Genomic DNA, 23,806 nt, shown 5'->3' with positions numbered 1-23,806 from the left:
GGGTCTCCTCTTCTTTTTGCGTGGGTGGCTAGACGCGGATCGCGTCGGCGTCTTCGGGCTGCGGCACCCCGGCTGGCTGCCGCGCGGGCCAGCGCTCGTAGTCGGCCGGCTGGAAAGACTGCGTGGCGCGGCGGAACTGCCAGGTGAAGCCCGGCCACAGCGTGGTGTTCTTGCCGTTGCGCGGGTCGATGTACCAACTGGCGCAGCCGCCGGCGCTCCAGATGGCGTGGCCAAGCTTCTGCTGGATGTTGCGGTTGAACGCGGCCTGCACGGGCGGGCGCACGTCCACGGCCTGGAGGCGGGCCTGGCGCATGTGGCGCAGGGCGTCGAGCACGTAGTTCACCTGTGACTCGATCATGAACACCATCGAGCTGTGGCCCAGCCCGGTGTTCGGGCCGACGATCAGGAACAGGTTCGGGAATCCGGCCACGGTGGTGCCGAGGTAGGCCTGCGCGCCGTCGCGCCAGGCGTCGAGCAGGTCTTCGCCGTCACGGCCCACGATCACGCCGCGCGGCAGCGGGTCCGTGGCGTGGAAGCCGGTGCCGAGGATGATGCAGTCCGCCGGGCGGCGCGTGCCGTCGCGCATGACGATGGCGTCCGCCTCGACGTGGTCGATGCCGGTGGTCACCACGTCCACGTTGGGCCGCGTCAGCGCCGGGTAGTAATCGTTCGAAATCAGCACGCGCTTGCAGCCGATGGTGTAGTCCGGCGTCAGCGTGGCGCGCAGCACCGGGTCCGGCACCTGCCGGCGGAGGTGGCGGCGCGCGATGCGCTCCACCGCCTTCATCAGCTTGGGATGGAGCACGAAACCGAGCACGCGCGATTCGAGCATCCAGTAGATCCCCGTGCGGGCCAGCGCCTGCGTGAACGGCAGGTGGCGGAACAGCCAGCGCTCGCCGGCGGAGACCGGGCGGTCCGGCTTCGGCATGATCCACGGCGGGGTGCGCTGATAGAGGTCGAGCTGATCGACGAGCGGCGCGATCTGCGGCACGAACTGGATTGCGCTGGCGCCGGTGCCGATCACGGCAACGCGCTTGCCGGCCAGCGGATAGTCGTGGCGCCACTGCTGCGAGTGGAACATCGCGCCCGCAAAGCTATCGAGGCCGGGAATATCCGGGATCGACGGCCGGCTCAGGCCGCCCATCCCCGACACCAGCACGCGCGCCCGCACGCGCCGGCCATCGGCCATGCGCAGGCGCCAGCAGCCTGCCGGGGCGTCCCAGGCGGCCTGCTGGAGCGCGTGCCCAAGGCGCAGGTGAGGACGCAGGCCGAAGCGGTCCGTGCAGTGTTCGAGGTAGGCGCGGATTTCCGGCTGGGTCGAGAACATGCGCGACCAGTCCGGGTTCGGGGCGAACGAGAACGAATAGAGGTGCGATTGCACGTCGCAGGCGCAGCCGGGGTAGTGGTTGTCGCGCCAGGTGCCGCCCACCGCCCCCGCCTGCTCGAAGATCAGGAAATCTTCCTCGCCGGACTGCTTGAGGCGAATGGCCATGCCCAGGCCGGCAAAGCCGCTGCCGATGATGGCGATGTCGCAGGTGACTTCGGTGCCAAGGCCGGCCGGCAGATCCACGGGTGCGTTCATAAGGGGCGTTCCGGTGGGTGCGCTGGCGGCGCCGGCTGGCGGCGGGTCGTTAGCGACACCGTTTATTGTGACATTGATCGATGTCATCATAGGTACCGCTTCCGAGCCGGGTCAATCCGATGGCTTGAAGGATTGCTCTATTTTTGGGGGATTTCCAGTGTCTTGGGCGCCACATAAAACAAGGGCGTAGCGACGGGCGCAGCAGTGGGTACGGCTGTCAGCCGCGCGTTTGAAACCGAAGGGGAAGTCGAAATTATTTTCGGCCGCTTCGGCAGAATCGCAACGCAGCGACAACAAGAACAACCGGAGACACCGCATGCCCCGACCGGCGACCACCGCCCCACCCCGTCCCCAACGGCCCTCACGCCCCTCTCGCCGCGCGTTCCTGAAGGTTGGCGCCGGCTTCTCGGCGGCCATCGCCTGCTCGGCGCTGTTCCCCACGCTGACCGGCTGCACGCCCGCCGATGCGCCGCCGCAGGTCGGCATGGCGTTCCTGCGCCCCGCCGATGTGACCCTGTTCCGCGCCCTGCTGCCCGCCATCGCCAGCGACCTGGCCGCGGCGGACGCCGGCACGCGCGAGACGCGGCTGGCCGCCGCCGTAAAGAACATCGACGGGACCATCGCCGCGATGGACCAGAACGGGCGCGGGGAACTGCGCAAGCTGCTCGATCTGTTGGCCAGCACGCCGCTGCGCTGGGCCGTGGCGGGCGTGCGCACGCCGTGGGCGCAGGCCACGCCAGATGCGGTCCGCGCCTTCCTCGCGCGCTGGCGCGCCAGCCGCTTCGAGACGCTCAACGCGGGCGGCGTGGTGCTGGTCAAGCTGGCCAGCGTCGCCTATTTCGTGCTGCCGGGCACCTGGGCCGCGAGCGGCTATCCCGGCCCGAATCCCGCGGTCTATCGCGCCCTCCACAGCTAAGGCTCCCGCTCATGGCCATCGACGATATTTACAGTGCCGGCATCGCGTCCGGCTGGAAGGTGCTGGACGCCGCCACGTTCACCGCGCCGCGCACGCTCGACGCCGATGTGGCGATCATCGGCACGGGTGCGGGCGGCGGCATCGCCGCCGAAATCCTCAGCGAGGCGGGCCTGCGGGTGCTGCTGCTCGAGGAAGGCGGGCTGCATACCTCGAACAGCTTCCGCGATATGGATGAGGCGCGCGCCTATCGCGACCTCTACCAGGAGGCGGCCGCCCGGGCGACGGCGGACGGTGCCATCGCGGTGCTGCAGGGCCGCTCGGTGGGCGGCAGCACCACGGTCAACTGGTCGTCCAGCTTCCGCACGCCGCCCCGCACGCTTGCGCACTGGGCCAGCGAGCACGCGGTGACAGGCCACAGCGAGGCGGACATGGCGCCGTGGTTCGCCCGCATCGAGGCCCGGCTCGGCATGGCGCCGTGGGCGATGGCGCCGAATCCGAACAACGCGGTGCTCAAGCGCGGCTGCGACCAGCTCGGCTGGGAGTCGCACGTGATTCCGCGCAATGTGAAGGGCTGCTGGAACTCGGGCTATTGCGGCTTCGGCTGCCCGGTCAACGCCAAGCAGTCGATGCTGGTGTCGACGATTCCCAACGCGCTCGCCCATGGCGCCACGCTGGTGCACCGGGTGCGGGTGCGCAAGCTCGACCACGACGGCAAGGCCGTGCACGGGCTGACTGGCGAGGCGCTTGGCTTCGACGGCTATACGCCGACCGGCGTCACGCTGAGCGTGCGGGCGCGCCATGTGGTGGTGGCGGGCGGGGCCATCAACTCGCCAGCGCTGCTGCTGCGCTCGGGGGTGCCGGACCCGCACGATCTTGTCGGCCGTCGCACGTTTATTCATCCGGTGAATTTGAGCATCGCAGAAATGCCTGAGCTTATTGAACCGTACTATGGCGCGCCCCAATCCATCGCCTCGGACGAATTTCAATGGCGCAATGGCGCCACCGGCCCGATGGGCTACAAGCTGGAGGTGCCGCCGATGTTCCCGGGCATCAGCGCCGGCGTGCTCAACAACTTTGGCGATGCGCTGCGCCGCGAGATGGCCGCGTTGCCCCATACCAACGCCATGCTGGCGCTGTTGCGCGACGGCTTCGTGCCGGACAGCCCGGGCGGGCGGGTGCGCGTGGCCGACGATGGCAGCCCGGTGCTGGAGTACGCCCTGAGCGACTACGTCTGGGACGGCGTGCGCCGCGCCTGGCTGAGCATGGCCGAGGCCCAGTTCGCGGCCGGCGCCAAACGGGTGCGCCCGGCCCACCTGGACGCCGCCTGGTACACCAGTTGGCCGCAGGCGCGGGATGCCATCCAGACCCTGCCCCTGAAGCCGTTCCGCGCCCTGCTGTTCACCGCCCACCTGATGGGCGGCTGCGCGATGAGCGACGATCCGGCGCGCGGCGTGGTGGACAGCCAGGGCCGGCATCACCATCTGTCCAATTTGTCTGTGTTGGACGGGTCAGTGTTTCCGACCAGCATCGGGGCGAACCCCCAGTTGTCAGTTTTCGCATTGACGGCGCAAAATGTTACGTCGCTGTCAGCTCGCATCACGGCGTGATGAGACTGGCGGCGGCCCGCTCGGGGGGGCGGTAGTCGTTGGGTTGGGGATCGCGCAGCGCAGGCAAACCGCCGCCAGGCTTGGCATCACAAGGCATGGCGGGGGCCCGGCGACTGTGGCGACCCTACGGATTCGCGTAGGTTTTCTGCCTGGCGGATCGGTACTCGCGGTCTAGAGGAACTCTTCGAAAATTGCACTTGTGAAACAGTCGAGGCGGTGAAATAGGCTTCGTACAACCGTTTCAAGCATCCGTACGCCAGCAGAGCAACGGAGCGACAGTGGTAGTGGATATTTGCAGGGGTCCACAGCAGTAATTTTGCGAGAGACACCCCATGAAGACCGGCAAAAGCACGGCAGGCGATACCAAGGCGCGGATCCTGGATGCGACCGAGAAGCTGTTCATCGAAGTGGGCTACGAAGCGACCTCCCTGCGGCAAGTCACGTCGCGGGCGATCGTCAATCTCGCAGCCGTCAACTACCACTTCCGCAGCAAGGAGATGATGATGCAGGCGGTGCTCGGGCGCCGGCTGGATCCACTCAACACGCGGCGGCTGGCGCTCCTCGATGCCTGCGAGGCCCGTTGGCCCGGCCACGCCATCCGCTGCGAACACGTGATGGGCGCGCTGTTTGTGCCCGCACTGCAGATGGCACGCCAGCCAGAGATCGGCGGTCCGTCCTTCCTGCGCCTGCTCGGGCGGGTGTATTCGGACACCTCGCCATTCATCCAGTCCTACCTGATGGGGCACTACGCTCCGGTGTTCGGGCGCTTCTTCGAAGCCTTCGCCCGGGCGCTGCCGGACGTGCCACGCCAGGAACTCGGCTGGCGCCTGCATTTCGCTCTCAAGGCGCTGGCCGGCGTGCTGGCCGGCGATGAACTCGGCAACCTGATGCCGGCGTTCACGCAGGGCAAGAGCATGAGCGATGCGCACGTGCTGGCCCAGCTCACGTCGATGGTGGTGGCGGCCCTCAAGGCGCCCTCGCCCGAGACGCAGGAACTGGGCGCGCTGCAGGACGTGTTCGACATCGGCGATGCCCAGCAGGCCGACGAACAGGCTCATATGGAGGCCCTGGCCGCCACCGTGGAGGACGAGGCCCACCAGGCCGCCGTCGCCACGGCCGCCGCCGTGAGCCGTGCCCGACGCGGCACGCGCACGGTACGCAACGAAGGGACCGCACGCGCGGCCACCGCCAGCCTGGCGGTACGCCGCGAGATGTGTCCCGCCTTCCCCAGCAATCCGCTCGACGACTGGATGCGCACCCGCTCCAGGAACTAGCCGCGCGCGGCGGTCTCCACCGGGACCGCCGCCCTGGCACCGGGCGCGCGACGACCCACGTCGCGCCGGGATTGCCCTGATTCGAGATCGATTCTTTTCGCCACGCCACCGCGAGGCGTGACGCCCTGCGCGCCACGCACGGCCCCCTGCTGCCCTGAATGTGGCCACGCCTTGCGGGACAGACAAGGAGACACGCGATGAAGCCATTGCATCTGGTCGCCGCCATCGGCGCCGTCATCGGCCTGCTGGCCACCCAACACATTGGCCTGCCGGTGGCCCGTGCCCAGACCGCGCCCCCGGCCGCCCCCCAATCCGCCCCCCAATCCGCCGCCCAATCCGCCGCCCAATCCGCAGCACCGGGTACGCGCACCGCCACGCCCTATGACGGCTTGCCCGCCGCCCAGCAGTCGGCGCTGTTCTCGAAGCAGACCGCCAGCGGCGAGCTGGCCGCGCTGCCCGATGCCCAACTGCTGGCCACCTTCGACGCCCTGCAGCCCGAGACCCTGCTGATGTGGGCGCGCGCCGAGATGAACCGCTATCCCGAATACGAATACTGGATGGCCCGCCAGGAGCGCCTCAACGGCCAGTGGCAGGACACCCCGGCGCGCATGATGATCCGCTACCGCCACCAGCCGCGCCAGCTCTATGCCAAGTGGCTGCCTAACGGCGTGCAGTCGGGGCAGGAAATCATCTACGACGAGACCCGCCGCAAGGACGAGATGTACGGCCACCTGGGCGGCATCATGGGCTTCACGTCGATGTGGATCTCGCTCGATGGCACGCTCGCCAGGTCTCAGTCGAACCATACGGTGCGCGACCTGGGCTTCCAGTACGTGCTGTCGATGCTGGAGCGCGACGCGCGCTCGCTGCGCGCTGCCGGCCTCTCCGAGAAGTACAACCGCGCCGAGATCGTGCGCGAGCAGGGTGTGCGCATGGTGGCGCTGACCTGGGACCTGCCCGAGGGCGCGCCCAAGTACTACGCCAAGAAGGTGCAGCTGATGCTGGACCTCAAGCACCCGTGGCCGCGTGTGGAAACCGCGTGGGACGCGGACGGCAACATGGTCGAGAAGATCGTGTTCGAGCGTGCGGTGAAGAAGGCCTTCGACGCCTCCGCGTTCGACCCCGCCAACAGCGAATACAAGTTCTGACCGCCGCGCAAGCGCGCGCGCCGGGCGTTTGAATGTGGACGCGGAAGCCTCCGCGCACGGTTTGAACGCTGGCCCCCGCGCGCTTGCACGGCAACGCTGACAGGCCGGCCGCCGTTGTTTGGAACGACCGCTCTATTGACGCTCAAACGCGCCAGACGCGAGAGTCCGACCCACCGCGACAGATCCGCAACAGATCCCAAACAGATCCCAAACAGATCCACAACAAGCGGACCGTCGGTCATAACAACATGGAGACAAGTCATGTCCGAGCTGCATCTTCGGCGCGCGCCACATCGCGCCTTTTGCTTCGCCGCCATCCTGGCTGGGGTAAGCCTGACGCTCACGCTGGCCGCTTGCGGCGGCGGTGGCGATGACCCGGGCACCGCCGCGCCCGCCGCCGCGCAGCAGTGCGGCGCCACCCACAGCTGCCCGGCCACCGGCCCCACGCAGAACCAGCCCGTGGCCGCGCTGTGCCCGGACACGCTCGACTACAACACCACCTACACGGGCGGCTCCGGCGCCGGCGAACTCGTGAAGATGCAGTTCGACTCCACGCAGGGCACGTACCGCATCCAGATCCTCGAATCCGCCGTGCCGAAGGCTACCAACGACATCTACCCCACGCGCGCCGGCGTGACGCTGACCGGCACGATGGCGCATCCCACGCGCCCGCTGCCCACCCCGGCGCAGAACCAGTGCGCGTACGAGCTGAAGACGGCTACGGCCTCCGATGGCGTCTCGCAGGCGTTGATCGACCCGGCCAACCCGCCGATCATCTTTGTCGGCAATGGCGTGGCCGGCGGCGGCATCCCCGGGGCGACGATCGAGTACGCCGGCATCTTCGGCATCGGCGCGATCCCCAAGACCACCTTCCCGATGTACCCGGTGCTGGCCTTCGCCCAGACCGAGACCGACTTCGCCAAGGTGGCCGGCACCTACAACGTGCTCGGCTACCACCTCGTGCCGTCCGGCGGCGAGCTGTTCCCGGCCGGCTACTTCCTGCCTGCCACGGCGCAGACCGTGGAGACGCTCAATGCCGATGGCACCTGTCACGCATCGAGCGGCAACTGCGTGACCACGGGCCAGCCGTGGAAGCTGCGCGCGGGCACCGACGGCGCGTTCGACAGCGACAACGCCAACAGCAGCCAGCCCTACCCGCACTTCTTCGACAAGGCCTTCCTGCAGGACAACAACAGCCTCGCCAAGGGCGTGCTGGTGGTCGGCAAGCTCGACGGCGCGCAGGTGCCGCTGCTGATCCGCGTCGGCTATGCCCGCATCGACCTCGCGGCGAACATCCTCAGCGTGGATGACGAATCGGGCCTGGCGCTGCTCTCGCCCACTACTGCCACCACGCAGGCAGCGATGCAGGGCAGCTACATCGGCTCCGGCAGCGACTTCAAGTACCTGTCGTCGATCGTCCACGACAACCTCGTCGCGCTGATCGATCCGCAGGATTCGTCGCTCAAGCCGGTGGGCGGCTTCCAGATGGACTTCACGCAGGCCACCCAGCCCGGCGTTGTGGCCACCACCGACAACAGCGGCGTCACCGGCAAGCTGATCACCACCGGCCCGGTCTACGCGCACCTGTTCGGCCCCGCCACGAGCCCCACGTTCCGCGTGAGCGCGCTGGCCAGCCGCTGATTCCGCACCCCACACCATAAGAAAGACCAAGGAGACGCCTCATGCCCCAACTGCCCGCCCCGCTTCCTGACTCGCGCCCCGCAAGCAACACCCGCCGCCAACCGTGGCTGGGCCGCGTTGCGTTGGTACTCGGCGCCACCGCCCTGCTCGCCGCCTGCGGTGGCGGCGGGGACGGCGGCGGTGGCACCGCCACGCCGGCCGCCGCGCCAGTGCGGCTGTGCCCGAGCGCCATCGACTATTCCACACCCTACATCGGCGGCACGGGCTCGGGCGAACTGGTCAAGGTGCAGATCGACACCACCCAGCGCACCTGGGCCGTCACCTTCCTCGATTCGTCAGTGCCGCGCACCACGGGTACGATCAAGCCCACTCGCTCCGACCCCACCGGCGGCAAGAACGTGATGACCGGCACGCTGGCCAAGGAAACCGGCTTGCCGACCGAGAAGCTCAACCAGTGCGCATTCCAGCTGCTCGGCGCCAGCCTGGACCCGACCCGGCCGGCGCGGCTGTTCGTCGGCCAGGGCGTGATGGGCGGCACCATCCCGGGCGCGCGCATCCAGTTCAACGGCATCGCCGGCGCGGGTTCGGTGCCGGACACCACCTTCCCGTTCTTCCAGTTCATCGGCTTCGCGCAGACCGAGACCGACCTGACCAAGATTGCCGGCACCTACAACGGCTCCGGCTTCCATGAGGTGCCATCGAAGAAGTTCCAGATGGTGGCGCAGGACTACCGCATGGCGCTGGCGGCCGATGGCTCATTCACGGTGTGCGACAACAAGGCTGGCGGCACCTGCAAACAGCGCGGCGACAAGTTCGTGCCGCAGGACAACGGCACCCTGCTCTCCACGCGCTATGAGGGCGAATTGCCGCCAACGCTGGGCGCCGTGCTGGGCCGCGCCTACCTGATCGTCGGCAAGCTGGCCGGGCACCTCGTGCCGATCATGATCCGGGTGGGCTTCGCCAATGACGACTTCACCCAGTTGCCGGTGGGCGCCGACGACGAGATCGGCATCGGCATGATGGCGCAGGCGGTTTCCGCGCCGCAAGGCACCTACAACGCCGAGTACGTGGGCGTGGACAGCAATTTCGAGTACCGCGTGACGGCACTGGTCGATGGCGACGCGGCCATGCTCGACCCGTTCCGCGCCTCGGACGCCACGCTGGCCACGGCGCTGAAGCTCGATTTCTCTCAAACGGTGCCCGGCGTGGTCACCACCACCCGCAAGGACGTCGGCGCCAGCGGGCCCAAGGGCAAGTTCATGTTCACCGGCCCCCGCGGCGTGTTCGGCTTCGTCGAGGATCGCAACGGCTCGCCCTACTTCACCGTCGGCGCGTTCGTCGAATAACGGACAGGAGATCTCAGATGACGCTGCAACGCCTGTCCATGCAACGCCTGCTTGCCATCATCACCGCGCTTGTCGCGTGGGTTGCCATGCCGACCGCCCACGCTCAGAAAGCCGGGGACAATGTCGTCTCGGCCGGCTGGTTCCATATCCAGACCCATGGCAGCAGCCCGCCGCTGACCACCAGCGTGGTGGACGTGCCGATCAATTACCCGCTCGGCCTGCCCTCCACGTTCACCGCGCCAGGCAGCGGCCTGTCGTCGTCGAACGCCGATACGTTGGGCCTGACCTTCAGCCACTTCGTCACGGACCACATCGCCGTGACGGCCGTCGGCGGCATTCCGCCCGAGTTCAAGCTGTACGGCCATGGCGAGCTGATCCCGCCGGGGCCGGCCGGCGCGCTGGGGCGGCAAAGCCTGGGCGACCCGTCGCTGAACCCGATCATCACGCGCGCCCGCCAGTGGAGCCCTGCCGCGATGGTCCAGTACCACTTCCTGGAGCCCGGCACGCGCTTCCGGCCGTTCCTGGGGGTGGGCGTGTCGTACAACTTCTTCACCGATATCCGCGTGAATCCGGCCTTCGCGGAATCGGTCAACAACAACCTCGGCGCGGTTTTGGCGGCCGGCGCCGGCATCCCGGGGCCAACCTCGGTCCATGCCGATGCCTCGTCGTCGTGGGCCCCGGTGTTCAACGTTGGCGGCACCTACAACTTCAACGAGCACTGGGGGGTGACGGCGGCGGTGACCTACATCCCGCTGAAGACCACGTCGACGATGACCATCAAGGCGTCCGACGGCACCACGCTGTCCACCTCGAAGACGAAGCTCGAGCCGAATCCGATCATCTTCTTCCTGGCGGCGACGTACAAGTTCTGATCCGGCGGTGCCAAACAAAAAGGGCGAAGCTCGCGCTTCGCCCTTTTTGCTTCCTGCGTGGCCGCAGTGGTTACTGTGCCGAGGTGCCCGTCGGCGGCGTGGTGGTTTGCGCCACCGCGCCCGTCTCGGTCAGCCCGCCGCCCAGTGCGCGGTACAGGTCGATCGAGTTGACCAGCCGCAACTGCCGCGCCTGGATCAGCGCCTGCTCGGCGGAGAACAGCTGGCGCTGCGCGTCGAGTTCGTCCAGATAGCTCGCCACGCCGCTGCGGAAGCGCAGCCGCGACAGCTCATAGCGCGCCGATTCCGCGTCGCGCTGCTGCTGCTGGCCGGCCACCTGCTCTTCCAGCGTGCCGCGTGCCACCAGGGCGTCGGCCACTTCGCTGAAGGCCACCTGGATGGTCTTCTCGTAGTTCGCCACCTGGATGTTCTTGCGCACGTTGGCCAGGTCGAGGTTCGACAGGTTGCGGCCATAGTCGAAGATCGGCAGCACCAGCTGCGGCGAGAATGACCAGATGTTGGCGCCGGAGTCGAACAGGTTGGTGAACGACGTGCTGATGTTGCCGGCACTGGCCGTCATCGTGATGCGCGGGAAGAACGCCGCCCGCGCCGCGCCAATGTTCGCGTTGGCCGACAGCAGGGCCTGTTCGGCCTGGCGGATATCCGGACGCTGCGTGAGCAGATCGGACGGCAGCCCTTCCGGGATGTCGCTGATGATGTGCTCGTCCGACAGTTGCATCGGCGCCGGCAGGTTGGCGATCTCGCCAATCGGCTTGCCCACCAGCACTTCCAGCGCGTTCTGCGCCTGCGCGCGCTGGCGCGCCAGCTGCGCGGCGGCCACGCGGGCCTGCGCCACCAGCGATTCGTTGTCGCGCAGATCCAGGGCCGAGGTGGCCCCCGCATCGAAACGCCGCTTCGCCAGCTCGAACGTGCTCTGGCGCGCTTCCAGCGTGTTGCGGGCCAGGTCGTACTGCTCGGCCGCCGCGCGCTCGGCCAGATAAGCCTTGGCCACTTCGGACACCAGCAAGATATAGGCGGCGCGATGCGCCTCCTCGGTGCTCAGGTACTGCGCCAGCGCGGCGTTCGACAGGCTGCGCACACGCCCGAAGAAGTCCAGCTCCCACTGGCTTACCGACAGGCCCACCTGGTAGATGTTGCCCGTGAACGATTGATTGACGCCCGAGGTCGCCCCCGAGAATCGGCCGCGCTGGAAGCTCGCGTTGCCGTTCAGGGTCGGCAGCAGGTCCGCGCGCTGGATCCGGTACTGGGCGCGTGCTTCCTCGATGCGCAAGGCAGCCGTGCGCAGGTCGCGGTTGTTCTCCAGCGCCGTGGCGATCAGCCCCTGCAGGCGCGGATCGGTAAAGAAATCGCGCCAGCCGATCTCCGTGGCGCGGCGGGTCTCGCCGCTCTTCACTTCGGCGGACGCATAGCCCTCCGGGGCCGCCGGAAAGCCGGCCGCCACCGGCGCGGCCGGACGGTCATAGTGCGGCGCCAGCGTGCAGCCCGTCAGCACGCCGGCCACCAGCAGCAGTGTGGTCAGTGTCTTGGTCATGTCAGTTTTTCTCCTGGGCTTCTTCCAGGCGCGCGCGTTCCCGCTCGTGCTGGCTCGCGCTGCCCTTGAAGCGGCCGCGCACCACCACGAAGAATACCGGCACCAGGAAGATCGCCAGCACCGTGGCCGTGATCATCCCACCCATCACGCCCGTACCGATGGCGCGCTGGCTGCCCGAGCCCGCGCCGGTGGCAATCGCCAGCGGCAGCACGCCCAGGATAAATGCGAACGACGTCATCAGGATCGGCCGGAAGCGCAGGTGCACCGCCTCGAGCGTCGCCTCGACCAGCCCCTTGCCCTGGGCCTGCAGGTCCTTGGCGAATTCCACGATCAGAATGGCGTTCTTCGCCGAGAGACCGATCGTCGCGATCAGACCCACCTTGAAGTACACGTCATTGGGCATGCCGCGCAGCGTCACGCCGAGCAGCGCACCGAGCACGCCCAGCGGCACCACCAGCAGCACCGCCACCGGGATCGACCAGCTCTCATAGAGCGCGGCCAGGCACAGGAACACGATCACCAGCGACAGCGTGTAGAGAATCGGCTCCTGCGAACCGGCCAGGCGCTCTTCGTACGACTGGCCCGACCACTCGAAGCCGAAGCCCGGCGGCAGCTTGGCGAAGTTCTCCTCCATCACACGCATGGCCTCGCCCGTGGACTTGCCCGGCGCGGCCTGGCCGGCCAGCTTCACGGCCGGCATGCCGTTGTAGCGCTCCAGGCGCGGCGAACCCATGATCCACTGCGACGTGGCGAACGAGGCAAAGGCCACCATGTCGCCGTTGGCGTTGCGCACACGCAGCTTGGTCAGGTCGTCCGGCAGCTGGCGGTCGGCGCCCTCGGCCTGCACAATCACCCGGCGCACGCGGCCTTCGTAGATGAAGTCGTTCACATACGAGGAACCGAAGGCGATGGTCAGCGTGTTGTTGATGTCTGCCACCGTCACGCCCAGCGCCCGCGCCTTTTCGCGGTCGATGTCGATGCGCAGCTGCGGTGCGTCTTCCTGGCCCTCCGGGCGCACGCCCTGGAGCACCGGATTCTTCGCCGCCATGCCGAGCATCTGGTTACGCGCTTCCATCAGCTTGGCGTGGCCCTGCCCCGTGCGGTCCTGCAGGCGGAAGTCGAAGCCCGAGGAATTGCCGAGTTCCGAGATCGCCGGCGGGTTCAGCGGGAAGATGATCGCGTCCTTGATGAACGACAGCGCGCCGAACGCCCGGCCTACCAGTGCCTGCGCGGTCTGGTCCGCGCCGGTGCGATCCTTCCAGTCCTTGAGCCGGACGAAGGCGATACCGCCGTTCTGGCCGCGGCCGAAGAACGAGAAGCCTGCCACCGTGATCATCTGGTCGACGACCTTCGATTCCTTCTGCAGGTAGTAGTCCTCGATCTGCTTGAGCACGCCGATGGTGCGCTCCTGCGTGGCGCCCTGCGGCAGCTGCACGACCGTGATCATGTAGCCCTGGTCCTCATCGGGCAGGAACGACGACGGCAGGCGCTGGAACAGCAGCACCACGCCGGCGATGATCACCGCGTAGATGATCAGGTAGCGGCCCGAGCGCTTCAGGATGCGCGCGACGATGCCCTGGTAACCGGTGGACGCCGTGGCGAACGTGCGGTTGAACCAGCCGAAGAAGCCCTTCTTCTCCTCGTGATGGCCGGCCTCGACCGGCTTGAGCAGCGTGGCGCACAGCGCCGGGGTCAGCGTCAGCGCCAGCACGGCCGAGAACCCCATCGAGGCGATCAGCGACAGCGAGAACTGGCGGTAGATATTGCCGACCGAGCCCGAGAAGAACGCCATCGGGATGAACACGGCGGTCAGCACCAGCGTAATGCCGACGATGGCGCCGGTGATCTGGCCCATGGCCTTGCGGGTGGCCTGGCGGGGCGAGAGCCCCTCCTCGCTCATGATCCGCTCGACGTTCTCCACGACCACGATGGCATCGTCCACCAGGATACCGATGGCCAGCACCATGCCGAACATCGTCAGCACGTTGATGGAGAAGCCGAAGGCCAGCATTGCCCCGAACGTGCCGAGCAGCGCCACCGGCACCACCAGCGTCGGGATCAGCGTGGCGCGGAAGTTCTGGAGGAACAGGTACATCACCAGGAACACCAGCACCACAGCCTCGAGCAGCGTCTTGACCACTTCCTCGATCGAGATCTTCACGAAGGCGGAGGTGTCGTACGGCACGCTGAACTCGTAGTCCGGCGGGAAGTAGCGTTGCAGCTCTTCCATCTTCGCGCGCACGGCGGTGGCCGTGGCCAGCGCGTTACCCGTAGGCGCGAGCTTGATGGCGATGGCCGACGCCGGCTTGCCGTTGATGCGCGCCAGCGTGGAGTAGTCCGCGCCGCCCAGTTCCACGCGGCCCACGTCCTTGATGCGCACCGACGACCCGTCCGGGTTCGTGCGCAGCAGGATGTTGGCGAACTGCTCCGGCGTGGTCAGCCGGCTTTCCGTGCTGACCGTGGCGTTCAGCTCGGTGCCCCGGGGCGACGGCGTGCCGCCCAGCTCGCCCACGGCGACCTGGATGTTCTGCTCGGAGACCGCGGCGGTCACGTCCAGCGGCGTCAGGTTGTAGCCGGTCAGCTTGGCCGGGTCCAGCCAGATGCGCATGGCGTACTCGGTACCGAACAGGTCGGCCGAGCCCACGCCGGGCACGCGGCGGATGGAGTCCACCACCTGCGCGGAGACGAAGTTACCGAGCGCGATCGCATCCGTATTGCCGGACTTGGACGAGACCGTGATGAACATCATGTAGTTGTTGCCGGCCTTGTCCACCTTCACGCCCTGCTGGCGCACCTCCGCCGGCAGGCGCGCTTCCACGCGCTTGAGGCGGTTCTGCACCTCCACGGAGTTCAGGTCGACGTTCGAGCCCGGCGCGAACGCGATGTTGATCGACGCCAGCCCGGACGCCTCGCTTTGCGACTCGTAGTACAGCAGGTTCGGCGCGCCGTTGAGTTCCTGCTCGATCACGGACACCACCGAGTCCTCGATGGTCTTGGCGGACGCACCGGGGTAAGTCGTGGTCACCGAAATGATCGGCGGGGCGATGTTGGGGTACTGGGCGATCGGCAGCTGCAGGATCGCCAGCACCCCGCCGAGCGCGATGATCAGCGCGAGCACCCACGCGAACACCGGCCGGTCGATAAAAAACTTGGCCATGAATCTGGCTCCCTAGTTATTGCTTGATGGGGCGATGGGCGCGGGTTCAGCCCTGGGTGGCCGGGTTCGACGCGGTCTTCGGCGCCTGGAACGGCACGGCCTTGGCGGGCGCACCCGGCTGCACCTTCTGCAGCCCTTCCACGATCACCTTCTCGCCGCCCTTCAGGCCCTCGGTGATGATCCAGCGGTCGTCGATCGCCTGCGGTGCCTTGACCGGCACCACGGCCACCTTGCCGTCGGCGCCGACCACCATCACGCTGGCGCCCTGGGCCGTGCGGATCAGCGCGCGCTGCGGCACGGTCAGGGCATTCTCGTCCACGCCCTGCTCGATCTTCACGCGCACGAAGGTGCCCGAGAGCAGTTCGCGCTTGGCGTTCGGGAACTCCGCGCGCAGCGTGATCGAGCCGGTGGTCGGGTCCACGGTCATGTCGGTGAACAGCAGCTTGCCGGTCTGGGCGTACTCGCGGTCTCCGGCTTCGGGGAACAGATGCACGCGTGCACCGCCGTTCACACCCTTCACCTGGCCGTTCTCGATGGCCCGGCGCAGGCGCGCCACTTCGGCGGCAGGTTGCGTGAACGTCACCCAGATCGGGTCGACCTGCTCCACCACCGTCAGCTTGGTCGCTTCGCCCTTGCCGACCAGCGCGCCTTCCGTGACCAGCGCGCGGCCCACGCGGCCGGAGATCGGCGCGGTGACCGTGGTGTAGCCCAGGTTGATCTGGGCCGTGGTCACGGCAGCCTTGGCGGCGGCGATGTCGGCATTGGCCTGGCCGGCAGCGGCCACGGCGTCGTCGAACTCCTGCTTGCTGACCGCATTGGCAGCCACCAGCGGCTTGTAGCGCTCGGCCTTCTGGCGCGCGGAGACGGCATTGGCCTCGGCCCGCTCCAGCTGCGCCTTGGCGGACGCCAGCTGCGCCTGGTACGGGGCCGGATCGATGCGGAACAGCACCTGGCCAGCCTTCACTTCGCCGCCTTCGGTGTAGTTGCGGGACAGTACGATGCCTTCCACGCGGGCGCGCACTTCGGCGGTCCGCACGCCTTCCAGGCGGCCCGGCAATTCATTGACGACGGCAACGGCGGATGGTGTGACGGTAACCACACCCACTTCCGCCGGCGGCATGGCGCCGCCCTGCGGAGCCTTCTGGCCGCAGGCGGACAACGCCAGGACCGCCACAGCGGCGGCAACGCAATGGATACGTTGGGACTTCCTCATCGATAACCCCATGATGATGTTTGAGATCTGCCGCACTGGCCGCATGTGACAGCCGGACGGGCGCGCCACCTGTGGTGGCGAGTGCGGAAAAGCGTAATACGCACCGCAAGCCGGCTCCCTTGAGGGGGGCATGGCTGGCGGCGTTGGTGCGGTACAACTGGCAGGTTGGAGCCCGGGGCACCGGCCGTGACGTCACTTTGCGTGCAGGGCGTCACTGGATCTTGGGCTGGCCGGCGATCGAGCAAGCGCGTAGTATATATACATTCAAGCATGTATGTTAAGCCCCGCCCGCAAACAGCGCCTTTTACAACACTCAGAAGCGCGGCCCTTTTGATGCGATCTTGACGATTTGCGTCAACAGTGAGCACGAATATTGCGGGCAGGTTAGGATGCGCCCCGCTGATTGGCGGTGGCGCCATGAATAATTGAGAGGTTGTCGTCACAATTTCGTGGCACAACGGAGACCTGGGCGGCTAAGCGTCCGCTGGCAGGAAAGAGGAAATGGTCAGACGTACCAAGGAAGAAGCGCAGGAAACCCGCAACCGGATCCTGGATGCCGCCGAGGCGGTGTTCCACGCCCGCGGCGTGGCGCGCCCGTCACTTGCCGATATTGCCGAGGCTGCCGGCGTTACGCGCGGCGCCATCTATTGGCACTTCAAGAACAAGAGCGATGTCTTCGCGGCCATGTGCGACCGCGTGAACCTGCCCGTGGAGGCGCTGATCGCCCCCGAGCGGCGGGCGCTGCGCGAAGATCCGCTCAACAGCATCCGCGACATCTGCGCCTTCGTGTTCAAGCAGACCGTGGTGAACCCACAGTGGCGCCGCGTGTTCGAGATCATCTTCCACAAGTGCGAGATGGTGCAGGACAACGGCGCGATCTTCGAGCGCCAGCGCCAGTCGCACAAGGAAGGGCTGGTCAAGATGCACGAGCACCTGCGCATGGCCGTGGAATGCGGCCAGCTGCCGGCGGACCTCGACATCCCGCTGGCCGTGAATGCCTTCCACGCGGCGGTTGGCGGCGTGCTGGCGCACTGGCTGTTCTCGCCCGAGGATTTCGAACTCAACAACGAAGCCGAGCGGCTGGCCGACGCCATGATCGACATGCTGCGCTTCTCCACCGCACTCCGGAAAGGCTACGTGCCGCGCCCGATGGCGCCGATCGACGCCGAGATGGCCACGCTCTGCAGTGCGTCCGCCCCGCCAGCCCTGGCAGACTGACTCCCGTTATCCCCGCAGCGCCTCGCGCCAGCGCGCCAGGAACGCCCGCTTGCGCAGGGCGTCCTGCGCGGCCAGCAGGCCGGGGCCCACGCTGATCGGCTTGAGCGCATAACCCAGCCGCTCCGCCAGCGTCTGCGCCGTGTAGGCGCTGTCGGTATCGGTGCGGATCGTGTAAAGCTGGGAAGTCGACTTGCCGAGCTGCGCCTGCCCCTCGCGCGACAGCACGAAGTCCAGCCACAGCCGCGCTGCGTTGGGCCGCGGCGCCTGCCGGGCGATGAACGCCACGCGGGACATCACCAGCGTGTAGTCGCGCGGCGCGATCACCCCGATGCTGGCGCCGCGCTCCATCAGCGACAACGCGTACGACCCCAGCAGGTTGTAGCCCAGCACCAGTTCCCCGCTGGCGATGCCTTCGATCATGTCCGCGGTCGAGGCCGAGAGCTTCACGCCGGCGCGGCCCAGCGCCTGCGCCAGATACCAGAACTCGCTGCCCATGCGCGCGTCCTGCTGCGCCAGCAGGTAGCCCACGCCCGAACGCTCCACGTCATAGGTCACGATGCGCCCACGCCACTGCGGCCCGCGCTCCTGCAGCAGCCGCGCCAGCCCGCTGCGGCTGCCGGGCACATGCGCACCATCGAAATGCTTGCGGTTGTAGACGATCACGGCCGGCTCGAAGGTCGTGCCCCAGGCCTCGTCACGCCAGACCGCCCAGCTTGGCAGGCCGGCGCGCTCGGGCGATTCGTAGCGCTGGGCATAGCCATCGTTGACGAGCTTGATCTGGAGGTCCATCGCCGTGCTCCACAGCACATCGGCGAAGGCCGCGTCGCGCGGCGCGCGCGTGGTGCCCAGCGCAGCACTCTCGGCCAGGAAGCGATCGTTCAGCTCCAGCGTGTTCAGGTCTGCATAGCGCACGCGCACGCCGGGGTAGCGCGCTTCAAAGGCCGCGATCAGCGGCTGCACCACGGAGAGATCCGTGGACGCGTAGACTGACACCGCGCCCTCACGCTGGGCCCGTTCGATGATGCCGGCGTACTCGGGCGGATAGCCGGCCGGCACGCGCGGCGCGGCCTGGGCCAGCGCGGGCAGGGCGGCCAGCGCGGCGCCCGCGCGCAGCAGGTGCCGGCGCGCCGGCGACGCGGGCGCGGAGGATGGCGTCGGCAGGGACGATGTCAGGACGCGATTCGGCAAGGCGGAACGGAGGGCGATGAGGGACAGGCCGCCGACACCGGCGGGCAGGGCGGAGGTATTATAGGCGCCCTCGGGACGCGCCCGCGCCCTCGATTCCCGATCCGGCGGAGGAGGTCCGGCATGCGTATCCTGCTGGTAGAAGATGAGGTGGAACTGGCCCGCTGGGTGGCCCGCGCGCTGGAGCAGGGCGGCTTCGTCATCGAGCACGTGGCGGACGGCCTGCAGGCCGAAGCCCGGTTGATGGCCGAGGAATACGACGCCGTGGTGCTCGACCTGCGCCTGCCCGGCAAGGACGGCCTGGCCGTGCTCAAGGCCATGCGCGGCCGCGACGACCGCACGCCGGTGCTGATCCTGACCGCCCAGGACACCCTCGACGAACGCGTGCGCGGCCTGAACCTTGGCGCCGACGACTACCTGCCCAAGCCCTTCGCCATCGCCGAACTGGAGGCGCGCATCCTGGCGCTGATCCGCCGCAGCCGCGGCCGCGCCCATCCCCGCCTGCAATGCGGCACGCTGGTATTCGATGGCGAGACGCGCAGCTTCACGCTCGGCGGCGCCCCGCTGGCGCTCACGCCACGCGAATCCACGCTGCTCGGCGCGCTGCTGGCCCGCAGCGGCCAGCCGCTGACCAAGGCGCAGCTGCTCGACAAGGTCTTCTCGCTCGATGCCGACGTGAGCCCGGACGCCATCGAGGTGCTGGTCTACCGCCTGCGCAAGAAGCTGACCGGCCATGGCGTGACCATCGTCACGCTGCGCGGCTTCGGCTACCTGCTGGAACCCGAGGCCGAGGCCTGACATGAGGCGCCGCCGCCCGCGCACGCCAACGCCGGCGCGGCCCTGGCTGCGCGGCAGCCTGCGCCGCCAGCTGCTGATCCTGCTCGTGCCGGCGCTGGCGCTGATGATGGCGGTCGATTCCTGGTTCACCTACGGCACGCTGCGCCACGCCGCCAATACCGCCTACGACCGCTCGCTGTACGGCTCCGTGCGCACCATCGACAACGCCATCGGCATGGCCGGCGAAAGCGTGCAGCTGACGCTGCCGGACGCCGCGATGGAGATGTTCGAGACCGCCGCGCAGACCCACGTGTTCTACCGGGTGTCGATGGAACGGGCCGGGCGCGTGGAGACCGTGACCGGCTACGACGACCTGCCGCTGCCGGCCGGCGCGCTCGTCAACAACCAGACCCGCTTCTACGACGCCACCTATCGCGGCGAGCCGGTGCGCATTGCCGCGATGGCGCGACCGGTCTACCGGCCCGACGCGCGCATCCGCGTGATCATCCAGGTGGCCGAGACCGCCGAACCGCGTTCGGCGCTGATCGCCAATGTCTGGCGCAGCGCGCTGCTGCGCGACCTCGCGCTGATCGTACTGTCGGCCCTGATTCTCGTAGGCGGCGTGACCTATGTGCTGCGGCCGCTGCAACGCGTGCGCGACGATGTGCGCGCGCGCTCGCCCGAAGACCTGACGCCGCTCGAATTCGACCGCGTGCCGGTGGAGGTGCGCCCGCTGGTAGACGCGGTGAACCTGCACGTCTCGCGCTCCGAGGCCATGGCGCAGTCGCAGGCGCAGTTCATCGCCGATGCCGCGCACCAGCTGCGCACGCCGCTGGCCATCCTCAAGACGCAGGCCGAGTTCGCCCAACGGCAACTGGCGGCGCCCGGCGGCGAGGCCGCGCGCGAGGCCGCCGGCGAAGCGGTGGGCGGCATCGTCACGCAACTGGAGCAGGCCGCGCGGCTGACCAACCAGCTACTGGCGCTGGCCCGCGCGCGGCAACCGATGCGCGAGGGCGGCGGCCCGGCCGAAGTCGTGGGCGAGATCGACGCGGTGACCGTGGCGGAACAGGTGGCGCTCGACTACCTGCCGCTGGCACGCGGCAAGCAGCAGGACTTCGGCTGGGAACGGCCGGCGGGCCTGACCCTGCCGGTGCGCGCCGACGCCGCACTACTGCGCGAGGCACTGGCCAACCTGGTGCACAACGCAATCCAGTACTCGGGGCGGGGCAGCCGCATCACGTTATCCGCCGCACGCGTAGGCAGCGACGCGCTGCTGGTGGTGGAGGACGATGGCCCCGGCATTCCCGAAGCCGAACGCGAGAAGGTGTTCGCGCGCTTCTATCGCCGGTTGGAAAACACCGAGCCAGGATCGGGGCTCGGCCTCGCCATCTCGCGGGAGATGGCCGCACGCTTCGGCGGCACCGTGGTGCTGCGCGAAGGCGTGCAGGGCAGGGGGGTGCGGGCGGAATTGAGATTGCCGATGGCTGACGCCGCGTAGATGCGCTTCGATCACGCAGCACGGAGGGCGGGTCTGAGGCCTGGTACTGGCTACTCCTGGCCGGGTTTCTCCTGACCATTCCATGCACATCGCCATCAATGCGTGCGCACGAAAGCGGGTGACAGAGAGATTCGACAGCCTATTCTTCGACTGACCGCCCTCCTGCGCCGACCTACCGCGGCTTCACCACCGCCTCCTTGCAAGGGTCCTTCCGCTCCACCGGCGGCACGCGCACCACCTCGTCGAAACCGTCGGCGGGGCTGTCATCCTCCAGATAGCCCACGCTGAGCACCTGCGCGGCGTTGCCACGGATCCAGCGGGGCACGCCGAGGTCGCGCCGCACGTGGCCGTTGCCGGCGATCAGGACGGCGCCGCGGCTGGCGTAGGGGGCCAGCGTGCGGGCCATCACGGCATCGCGGGCGGCCTGGGCGTTGAGCATGCCGGGCAGCATCGCCTTGGGGAAGTTGCCGCAATGGCCGGCGTCCAGCGTCGCGGTCTGCGCGGCCACGACTTCCATCGGCAGCGGCCTGTCCAGCCCCAGCGCGGCCTGCTGGTCCTGCGGGAAGACCGCGCCCAGCCCGCCGCGCACGATCTTCGCGGCATCTGCGCGCGAGAGGTTCGCGGCCAGCAGCGGCAGGTCATATTGGAGCGCCAGCGCCACCACGGGCCGGTACAGCGGCCACTGCCAGCCGGCTGCGCTGCCGGCCTGGGCGATCAGGTAGTCGGCATCGCCCGGCCGTTCCTTGCGGGCGCGGTCGATGTCGGCCTGCCGTTCCCGGTCGAACTGTTCCATTGCCACCGCCGGCCGCCAGCCAGCTTCCACCGCACGGGTCAGCGCCTGGAGCCGGGCCGCCTGCGCCGCGGCATTGTCGTGGACCTCGCCCAGCAGCACGTACTGGCGGCTGGGGAAGGTGGCGCCGATGGCCTCCGGCGACGGCGGTTGCGTCGCGCAGCCGGCCAGCATCGCCAGCGCCATGCCGAGTATCGTCGCGCGCATCATGGCTTCGCTCCTGTCGGGACCTCTTGGGACATCTGGGACATCTGGGACTCCGGCACGTAGACCATCGAGCCATCCTTCAGCCGGTAGGCCACGCCGGCCTTGATGCCGTCGCCGCTGCCTACCTGCCCGCTGGCCTGATAGCGCACGATCTTCTCGCCCTGCCGCGACACGATTTCCATATTGGGCTTGCCCGGGTTGGTGATGACCGTTACGTCGTCGTGCGTGAACGGGTTCATGGGATTCTGGGCGATGGCCACCAGCAGGGCGGCAATCACCACCAGGAATACATCGATCAGGTTGACGACCGAGAGGATCGGGTCGTCGGCCTCGCTTTCGTCCAGGAATCTCATGGGGCCGCCTCGCGCGCCTGGCCGAGCCAGACCAGTTCCTCGGCCAGCCAGCGGCGGCGCACGTTGACCACCCAGAAGGTGATGCTCGCCGCGATCAGCGCCAGGATCACCGCCGAGAACGCGATGGTCAGGTTCTCGCCCACATTGGCGAGGTTGCCGCCGGACAGGCTTTTCAGCGCCGGCCCCATCGGGATCATGGTGGCCACCAGCCCGAGCATCGGCGCCACGCGGGTGGCGATGCGCAGGCGCTCCAGCAGCCGGTGCGCGGCCACGTCCAGCGCGTCCGGGTGGCTGACCCCGTGGGTCTGGGCCCAGGCCACCAGCAGATAGCCGCGCCCGGATTCGATCCCATGCCGGCGGCGCAGCCACGCCTGCATGGCGAACTGGCCCAGCGCCCAGAACGCGTAGAGGAACAGCAGGCCGATCATGGCCAGCGTGGGGTACAGGAATAGCTGGCCGATGTCATACATCAGCGTTTCGAGGACGGTGGGCGTCATAAATATCGTCGCGATGAATAATGAAGCGATAAATCTACATACGTTGATTCTTCATGGCGATGACTATCCAATGATCGCCGCTGCCAAGCCACGCATAGTACCGGCAGCGGCGCCAAGCTCCACCCTATTCCCTGTGCGCCGCGAAGCCCGTGCGGCCAGGCGCGATGTCATTGCGCAGCGTCAGGGCGGGGATCTCGTATTGCCCCGAGTTCTGCGGACGATAGGGAATCGGCGCGGTATCGAACAGCGCGTCGAGCCGCGCGCCCAGTGCCTCGCGGATCGACGCAAAACGCGCGTCGTCCATCTTGCCGCTGCGATAGGAGACAAACGGCGGCAGCACGTCGAAGCCGGGGTAGTACAGCACGCCGTGCTGGATCGGGAACAGCAAGTCGTCGATGGGGCCGTTGATGCCGCGCGCGCTGTAGTGCGAGTCCCAGCCGCCCGTGGTCACCACCAGCATCGCCCGCTTGCCCTGCATCGAGCCTTCGCCGTAGCGGTCACCCCAGCGCGCGTCCGAATGCTCGCCCACGCCGTAGGCGAAGCCATAGGCATACACGCGCTCGACCCAGCCTTTCATGATGGCCGGCATTGAAAACCACCAGAGCGGGAACTGGAAGATCACGGCGTCGGCCCAGCGCAGCTTGTCCTGCTCGGCGGCGATGTCGGGGCTTTGCCAGCCGCCCGCGAAGGCGCGCTTCGAGTCGAGCGAGGGATGGAACGGCGTGCCGGCCTGGTGCTCGAGCGTGTCGCCGGCGTCCAGTTGCGGCTTCCAGCCCATCGCGTAGAGGTCCGAGACCTGCACCGTGTGGCCGTTGGCCGCGAGCCGCTGCATCGCAAAATCCTTGAGGGCACCGTTCAGCGAGGTCGGTTCGGGGTGGGCGTAGACAATCAGCACGTTCATGGCGGTTCTCCTGATGGGAAGGGAAGGGATGCCCCAAGGATGGCCAGCCGTCCGGTATATTGGAAATGAATTTCC

The 23,806-nt window shown here is 68.1% G+C and carries 19 protein-coding genes; 10 read left to right on the top strand and 9 right to left on the bottom strand.

The genetic code is table 11. The features are described 5' to 3' along the window. Positions 1-28 precede the first annotated feature (28 nt). A complete protein-coding gene (locus AB4120_RS23540) occupies positions 29-1,582 on the bottom strand; it encodes a flavin-containing monooxygenase (RefSeq protein WP_149137015.1) in 1,554 nt (517 codons plus the stop codon). Positions 1,583-1,898: 316 nt separating this feature from the next. Here AB4120_RS23540 and AB4120_RS23535 point away from each other — a divergent pair, with 316 nt between their 5' ends. From AB4120_RS23535 to AB4120_RS23505, 7 genes are all read left to right on the top strand, one after another. Next, positions 1,899-2,498 carry a hypothetical protein gene (locus AB4120_RS23535; protein ID WP_149137016.1) on the top strand — a complete coding sequence of 200 codons (600 nt, stop codon included), beginning with the start codon at positions 1,899-1,901 and terminating at the stop codon, positions 2,496-2,498. A gap of 11 nt (positions 2,499-2,509) precedes the next feature. Continuing rightward, a complete protein-coding gene (locus tag AB4120_RS23530; protein WP_149137017.1) occupies positions 2,510-4,105 on the top strand; it encodes a GMC family oxidoreductase in 1,596 nt (531 codons plus the stop codon). 332 nt (positions 4,106-4,437) lie between these two features. Continuing rightward, entirely contained in the window at positions 4,438-5,379 is a 942-nt protein-coding gene (locus tag AB4120_RS23525) for a TetR/AcrR family transcriptional regulator (RefSeq protein WP_149137018.1), read from the top strand. Between the two features lie 197 nt (positions 5,380-5,576). Beyond that, entirely contained in the window at positions 5,577-6,527 is a 951-nt protein-coding gene (locus AB4120_RS23520; RefSeq protein WP_441642911.1) for a DUF1571 domain-containing protein, read from the top strand. A gap of 261 nt (positions 6,528-6,788) precedes the next feature. Further along, a complete protein-coding gene (locus AB4120_RS23515) occupies positions 6,789-8,168 on the top strand; it encodes a DUF2957 domain-containing protein (protein WP_149137019.1) in 1,380 nt (459 codons plus the stop codon). 41 nt (positions 8,169-8,209) lie between these two features. Beyond that, a complete protein-coding gene (locus AB4120_RS23510; RefSeq protein ID WP_149137020.1) occupies positions 8,210-9,514 on the top strand; it encodes a DUF2957 domain-containing protein in 1,305 nt (434 codons plus the stop codon). A 38-nt stretch (positions 9,515-9,552) separates the two neighbouring features. Beyond that, positions 9,553-10,386 carry an OmpW/AlkL family protein gene (locus AB4120_RS23505; protein WP_392388519.1) on the top strand — a complete coding sequence of 278 codons (834 nt, stop codon included), beginning with the start codon at positions 9,553-9,555 and terminating at the stop codon, positions 10,384-10,386. A gap of 70 nt (positions 10,387-10,456) precedes the next feature. On the opposite strand, the gene AB4120_RS23500 is transcribed toward AB4120_RS23505, so the two are convergent. The 3 genes from AB4120_RS23500 to AB4120_RS23490 are packed head-to-tail and all read right to left on the bottom strand — an operon-like array spanning position 10,457 to position 16,305. Beyond that, the gene (locus tag AB4120_RS23500) at positions 10,457-11,935 is read right to left on the bottom strand and encodes an efflux transporter outer membrane subunit (RefSeq protein ID WP_149137022.1); all 1,479 of its coding nucleotides are present in this window, start codon (positions 11,933-11,935) and stop codon (positions 10,457-10,459) included. Position 11,936: 1 nt separating this feature from the next. Then, the gene (locus AB4120_RS23495; protein ID WP_149137023.1) at positions 11,937-15,092 is read right to left on the bottom strand and encodes an efflux RND transporter permease subunit; all 3,156 of its coding nucleotides are present in this window, start codon (positions 15,090-15,092) and stop codon (positions 11,937-11,939) included. Positions 15,093-15,138: 46 nt separating this feature from the next. Further along, entirely contained in the window at positions 15,139-16,305 is a 1,167-nt protein-coding gene (locus AB4120_RS23490; RefSeq protein WP_149137024.1) for an efflux RND transporter periplasmic adaptor subunit, read from the bottom strand. A 501-nt stretch (positions 16,306-16,806) separates the two neighbouring features. On the opposite strand from AB4120_RS23490, the gene AB4120_RS23485 reads away from it, so the two are divergent. After that, on the top strand, positions 16,807-17,523 hold the full coding sequence (locus AB4120_RS23485) for a TetR family transcriptional regulator (protein WP_149137025.1): 717 nt from the start codon (positions 16,807-16,809) through the stop codon (positions 17,521-17,523). A gap of 6 nt (positions 17,524-17,529) precedes the next feature. Here the strand turns inward: AB4120_RS23485 and AB4120_RS23480 are convergent, their stop codons facing one another. Continuing rightward, positions 17,530-18,636: an ABC transporter substrate-binding protein gene (locus AB4120_RS23480; protein WP_441642920.1), complete on the bottom strand. Its 1,107-nt coding sequence runs from the start codon at positions 18,634-18,636 to the stop codon at positions 17,530-17,532. A gap of 195 nt (positions 18,637-18,831) precedes the next feature. Between AB4120_RS23480 and AB4120_RS23475 the strand changes: the two genes are divergently transcribed. Then, entirely contained in the window at positions 18,832-19,506 is a 675-nt protein-coding gene (locus AB4120_RS23475) for a response regulator (protein WP_092291052.1), read from the top strand. Between the two features lies 1 nt (position 19,507). Continuing rightward, positions 19,508-20,983 (top strand): sensor histidine kinase, encoded by a 1,476-nt coding sequence (locus AB4120_RS23470; protein WP_149137026.1) that lies wholly within the window; start codon positions 19,508-19,510, stop codon positions 20,981-20,983. 172 nt (positions 20,984-21,155) lie between these two features. On the opposite strand, the gene AB4120_RS23465 is transcribed toward AB4120_RS23470, so the two are convergent. The 4 genes from AB4120_RS23465 to AB4120_RS23450 all read right to left on the bottom strand — a co-directional run bounded on the left by AB4120_RS23465 (position 21,156) and on the right by AB4120_RS23450 (position 23,731). Then, positions 21,156-21,983 carry a ChaN family lipoprotein gene (locus AB4120_RS23465; RefSeq protein ID WP_262389506.1) on the bottom strand — a complete coding sequence of 276 codons (828 nt, stop codon included), beginning with the start codon at positions 21,981-21,983 and terminating at the stop codon, positions 21,156-21,158. After that, a complete protein-coding gene (locus tag AB4120_RS23460; protein WP_144203594.1) occupies positions 21,980-22,333 on the bottom strand; it encodes a DUF2149 domain-containing protein in 354 nt (117 codons plus the stop codon). The genes AB4120_RS23465 and AB4120_RS23460 overlap by 4 nt, the downstream gene beginning before the upstream one ends. Next, positions 22,330-22,830 carry a MotA/TolQ/ExbB proton channel family protein gene (locus tag AB4120_RS23455; RefSeq protein ID WP_244845111.1) on the bottom strand — a complete coding sequence of 167 codons (501 nt, stop codon included), beginning with the start codon at positions 22,828-22,830 and terminating at the stop codon, positions 22,330-22,332. Before AB4120_RS23455 ends, AB4120_RS23460 begins: the two co-directional genes overlap by 4 nt. A 124-nt stretch (positions 22,831-22,954) precedes the next feature. Next, a complete protein-coding gene (locus AB4120_RS23450; RefSeq protein ID WP_149137027.1) occupies positions 22,955-23,731 on the bottom strand; it encodes an NAD(P)H-dependent oxidoreductase in 777 nt (258 codons plus the stop codon). Positions 23,732-23,806: the final 75 nt, after the last annotated feature.

This window comes from Cupriavidus sp. 2KB_3 (assembly GCF_052115685.1).
GTDB lineage: Bacteria > Pseudomonadota > Gammaproteobacteria > Burkholderiales > Burkholderiaceae > Cupriavidus > Cupriavidus campinensis.
Note: the sequence above shows the minus strand (reverse complement) of the source record. Positions and strands in the feature narration are given on the sequence as shown.

Coding starts and splice junctions, on each gene's coding strand:
- AB4120_RS23460 (WP_144203594.1), bottom strand. CDS start 22,333: ATGAGATTCCTGGACGAAAGCGAGGCCGACGACCCGATCCTCTCGGTC.
- AB4120_RS23490 (WP_149137024.1), bottom strand. CDS start 16,305: ATGAGGAAGTCCCAACGTATCCATTGCGTTGCCGCCGCTGTGGCGGTC.
- AB4120_RS23520 (WP_441642911.1), top strand. CDS start 5,577: ATGAAGCCATTGCATCTGGTCGCCGCCATCGGCGCCGTCATCGGCCTG.
- AB4120_RS23525 (WP_149137018.1), top strand. CDS start 4,438: ATGAAGACCGGCAAAAGCACGGCAGGCGATACCAAGGCGCGGATCCTG.
- AB4120_RS23475 (WP_092291052.1), top strand. CDS start 18,832: ATGCGTATCCTGCTGGTAGAAGATGAGGTGGAACTGGCCCGCTGGGTG.
- AB4120_RS23450 (WP_149137027.1), bottom strand. CDS start 23,731: ATGAACGTGCTGATTGTCTACGCCCACCCCGAACCGACCTCGCTGAAC.
- AB4120_RS23485 (WP_149137025.1), top strand. CDS start 16,807: ATGGTCAGACGTACCAAGGAAGAAGCGCAGGAAACCCGCAACCGGATC.
- AB4120_RS23530 (WP_149137017.1), top strand. CDS start 2,510: ATGGCCATCGACGATATTTACAGTGCCGGCATCGCGTCCGGCTGGAAG.
- AB4120_RS23455 (WP_244845111.1), bottom strand. CDS start 22,830: ATGACGCCCACCGTCCTCGAAACGCTGATGTATGACATCGGCCAGCTA.
- AB4120_RS23510 (WP_149137020.1), top strand. CDS start 8,210: ATGCCCCAACTGCCCGCCCCGCTTCCTGACTCGCGCCCCGCAAGCAAC.
- AB4120_RS23515 (WP_149137019.1), top strand. CDS start 6,789: ATGTCCGAGCTGCATCTTCGGCGCGCGCCACATCGCGCCTTTTGCTTC.
- AB4120_RS23535 (WP_149137016.1), top strand. CDS start 1,899: ATGCCCCGACCGGCGACCACCGCCCCACCCCGTCCCCAACGGCCCTCA.
- AB4120_RS23465 (WP_262389506.1), bottom strand. CDS start 21,983: ATGATGCGCGCGACGATACTCGGCATGGCGCTGGCGATGCTGGCCGGC.
- AB4120_RS23540 (WP_149137015.1), bottom strand. CDS start 1,582: ATGAACGCACCCGTGGATCTGCCGGCCGGCCTTGGCACCGAAGTCACC.
- AB4120_RS23500 (WP_149137022.1), bottom strand. CDS start 11,935: ATGACCAAGACACTGACCACACTGCTGCTGGTGGCCGGCGTGCTGACG.
- AB4120_RS23505 (WP_392388519.1), top strand. CDS start 9,553: ATGCAACGCCTGCTTGCCATCATCACCGCGCTTGTCGCGTGGGTTGCC.
- AB4120_RS23495 (WP_149137023.1), bottom strand. CDS start 15,092: ATGGCCAAGTTTTTTATCGACCGGCCGGTGTTCGCGTGGGTGCTCGCG.
- AB4120_RS23470 (WP_149137026.1), top strand. CDS start 19,508: ATGAGGCGCCGCCGCCCGCGCACGCCAACGCCGGCGCGGCCCTGGCTG.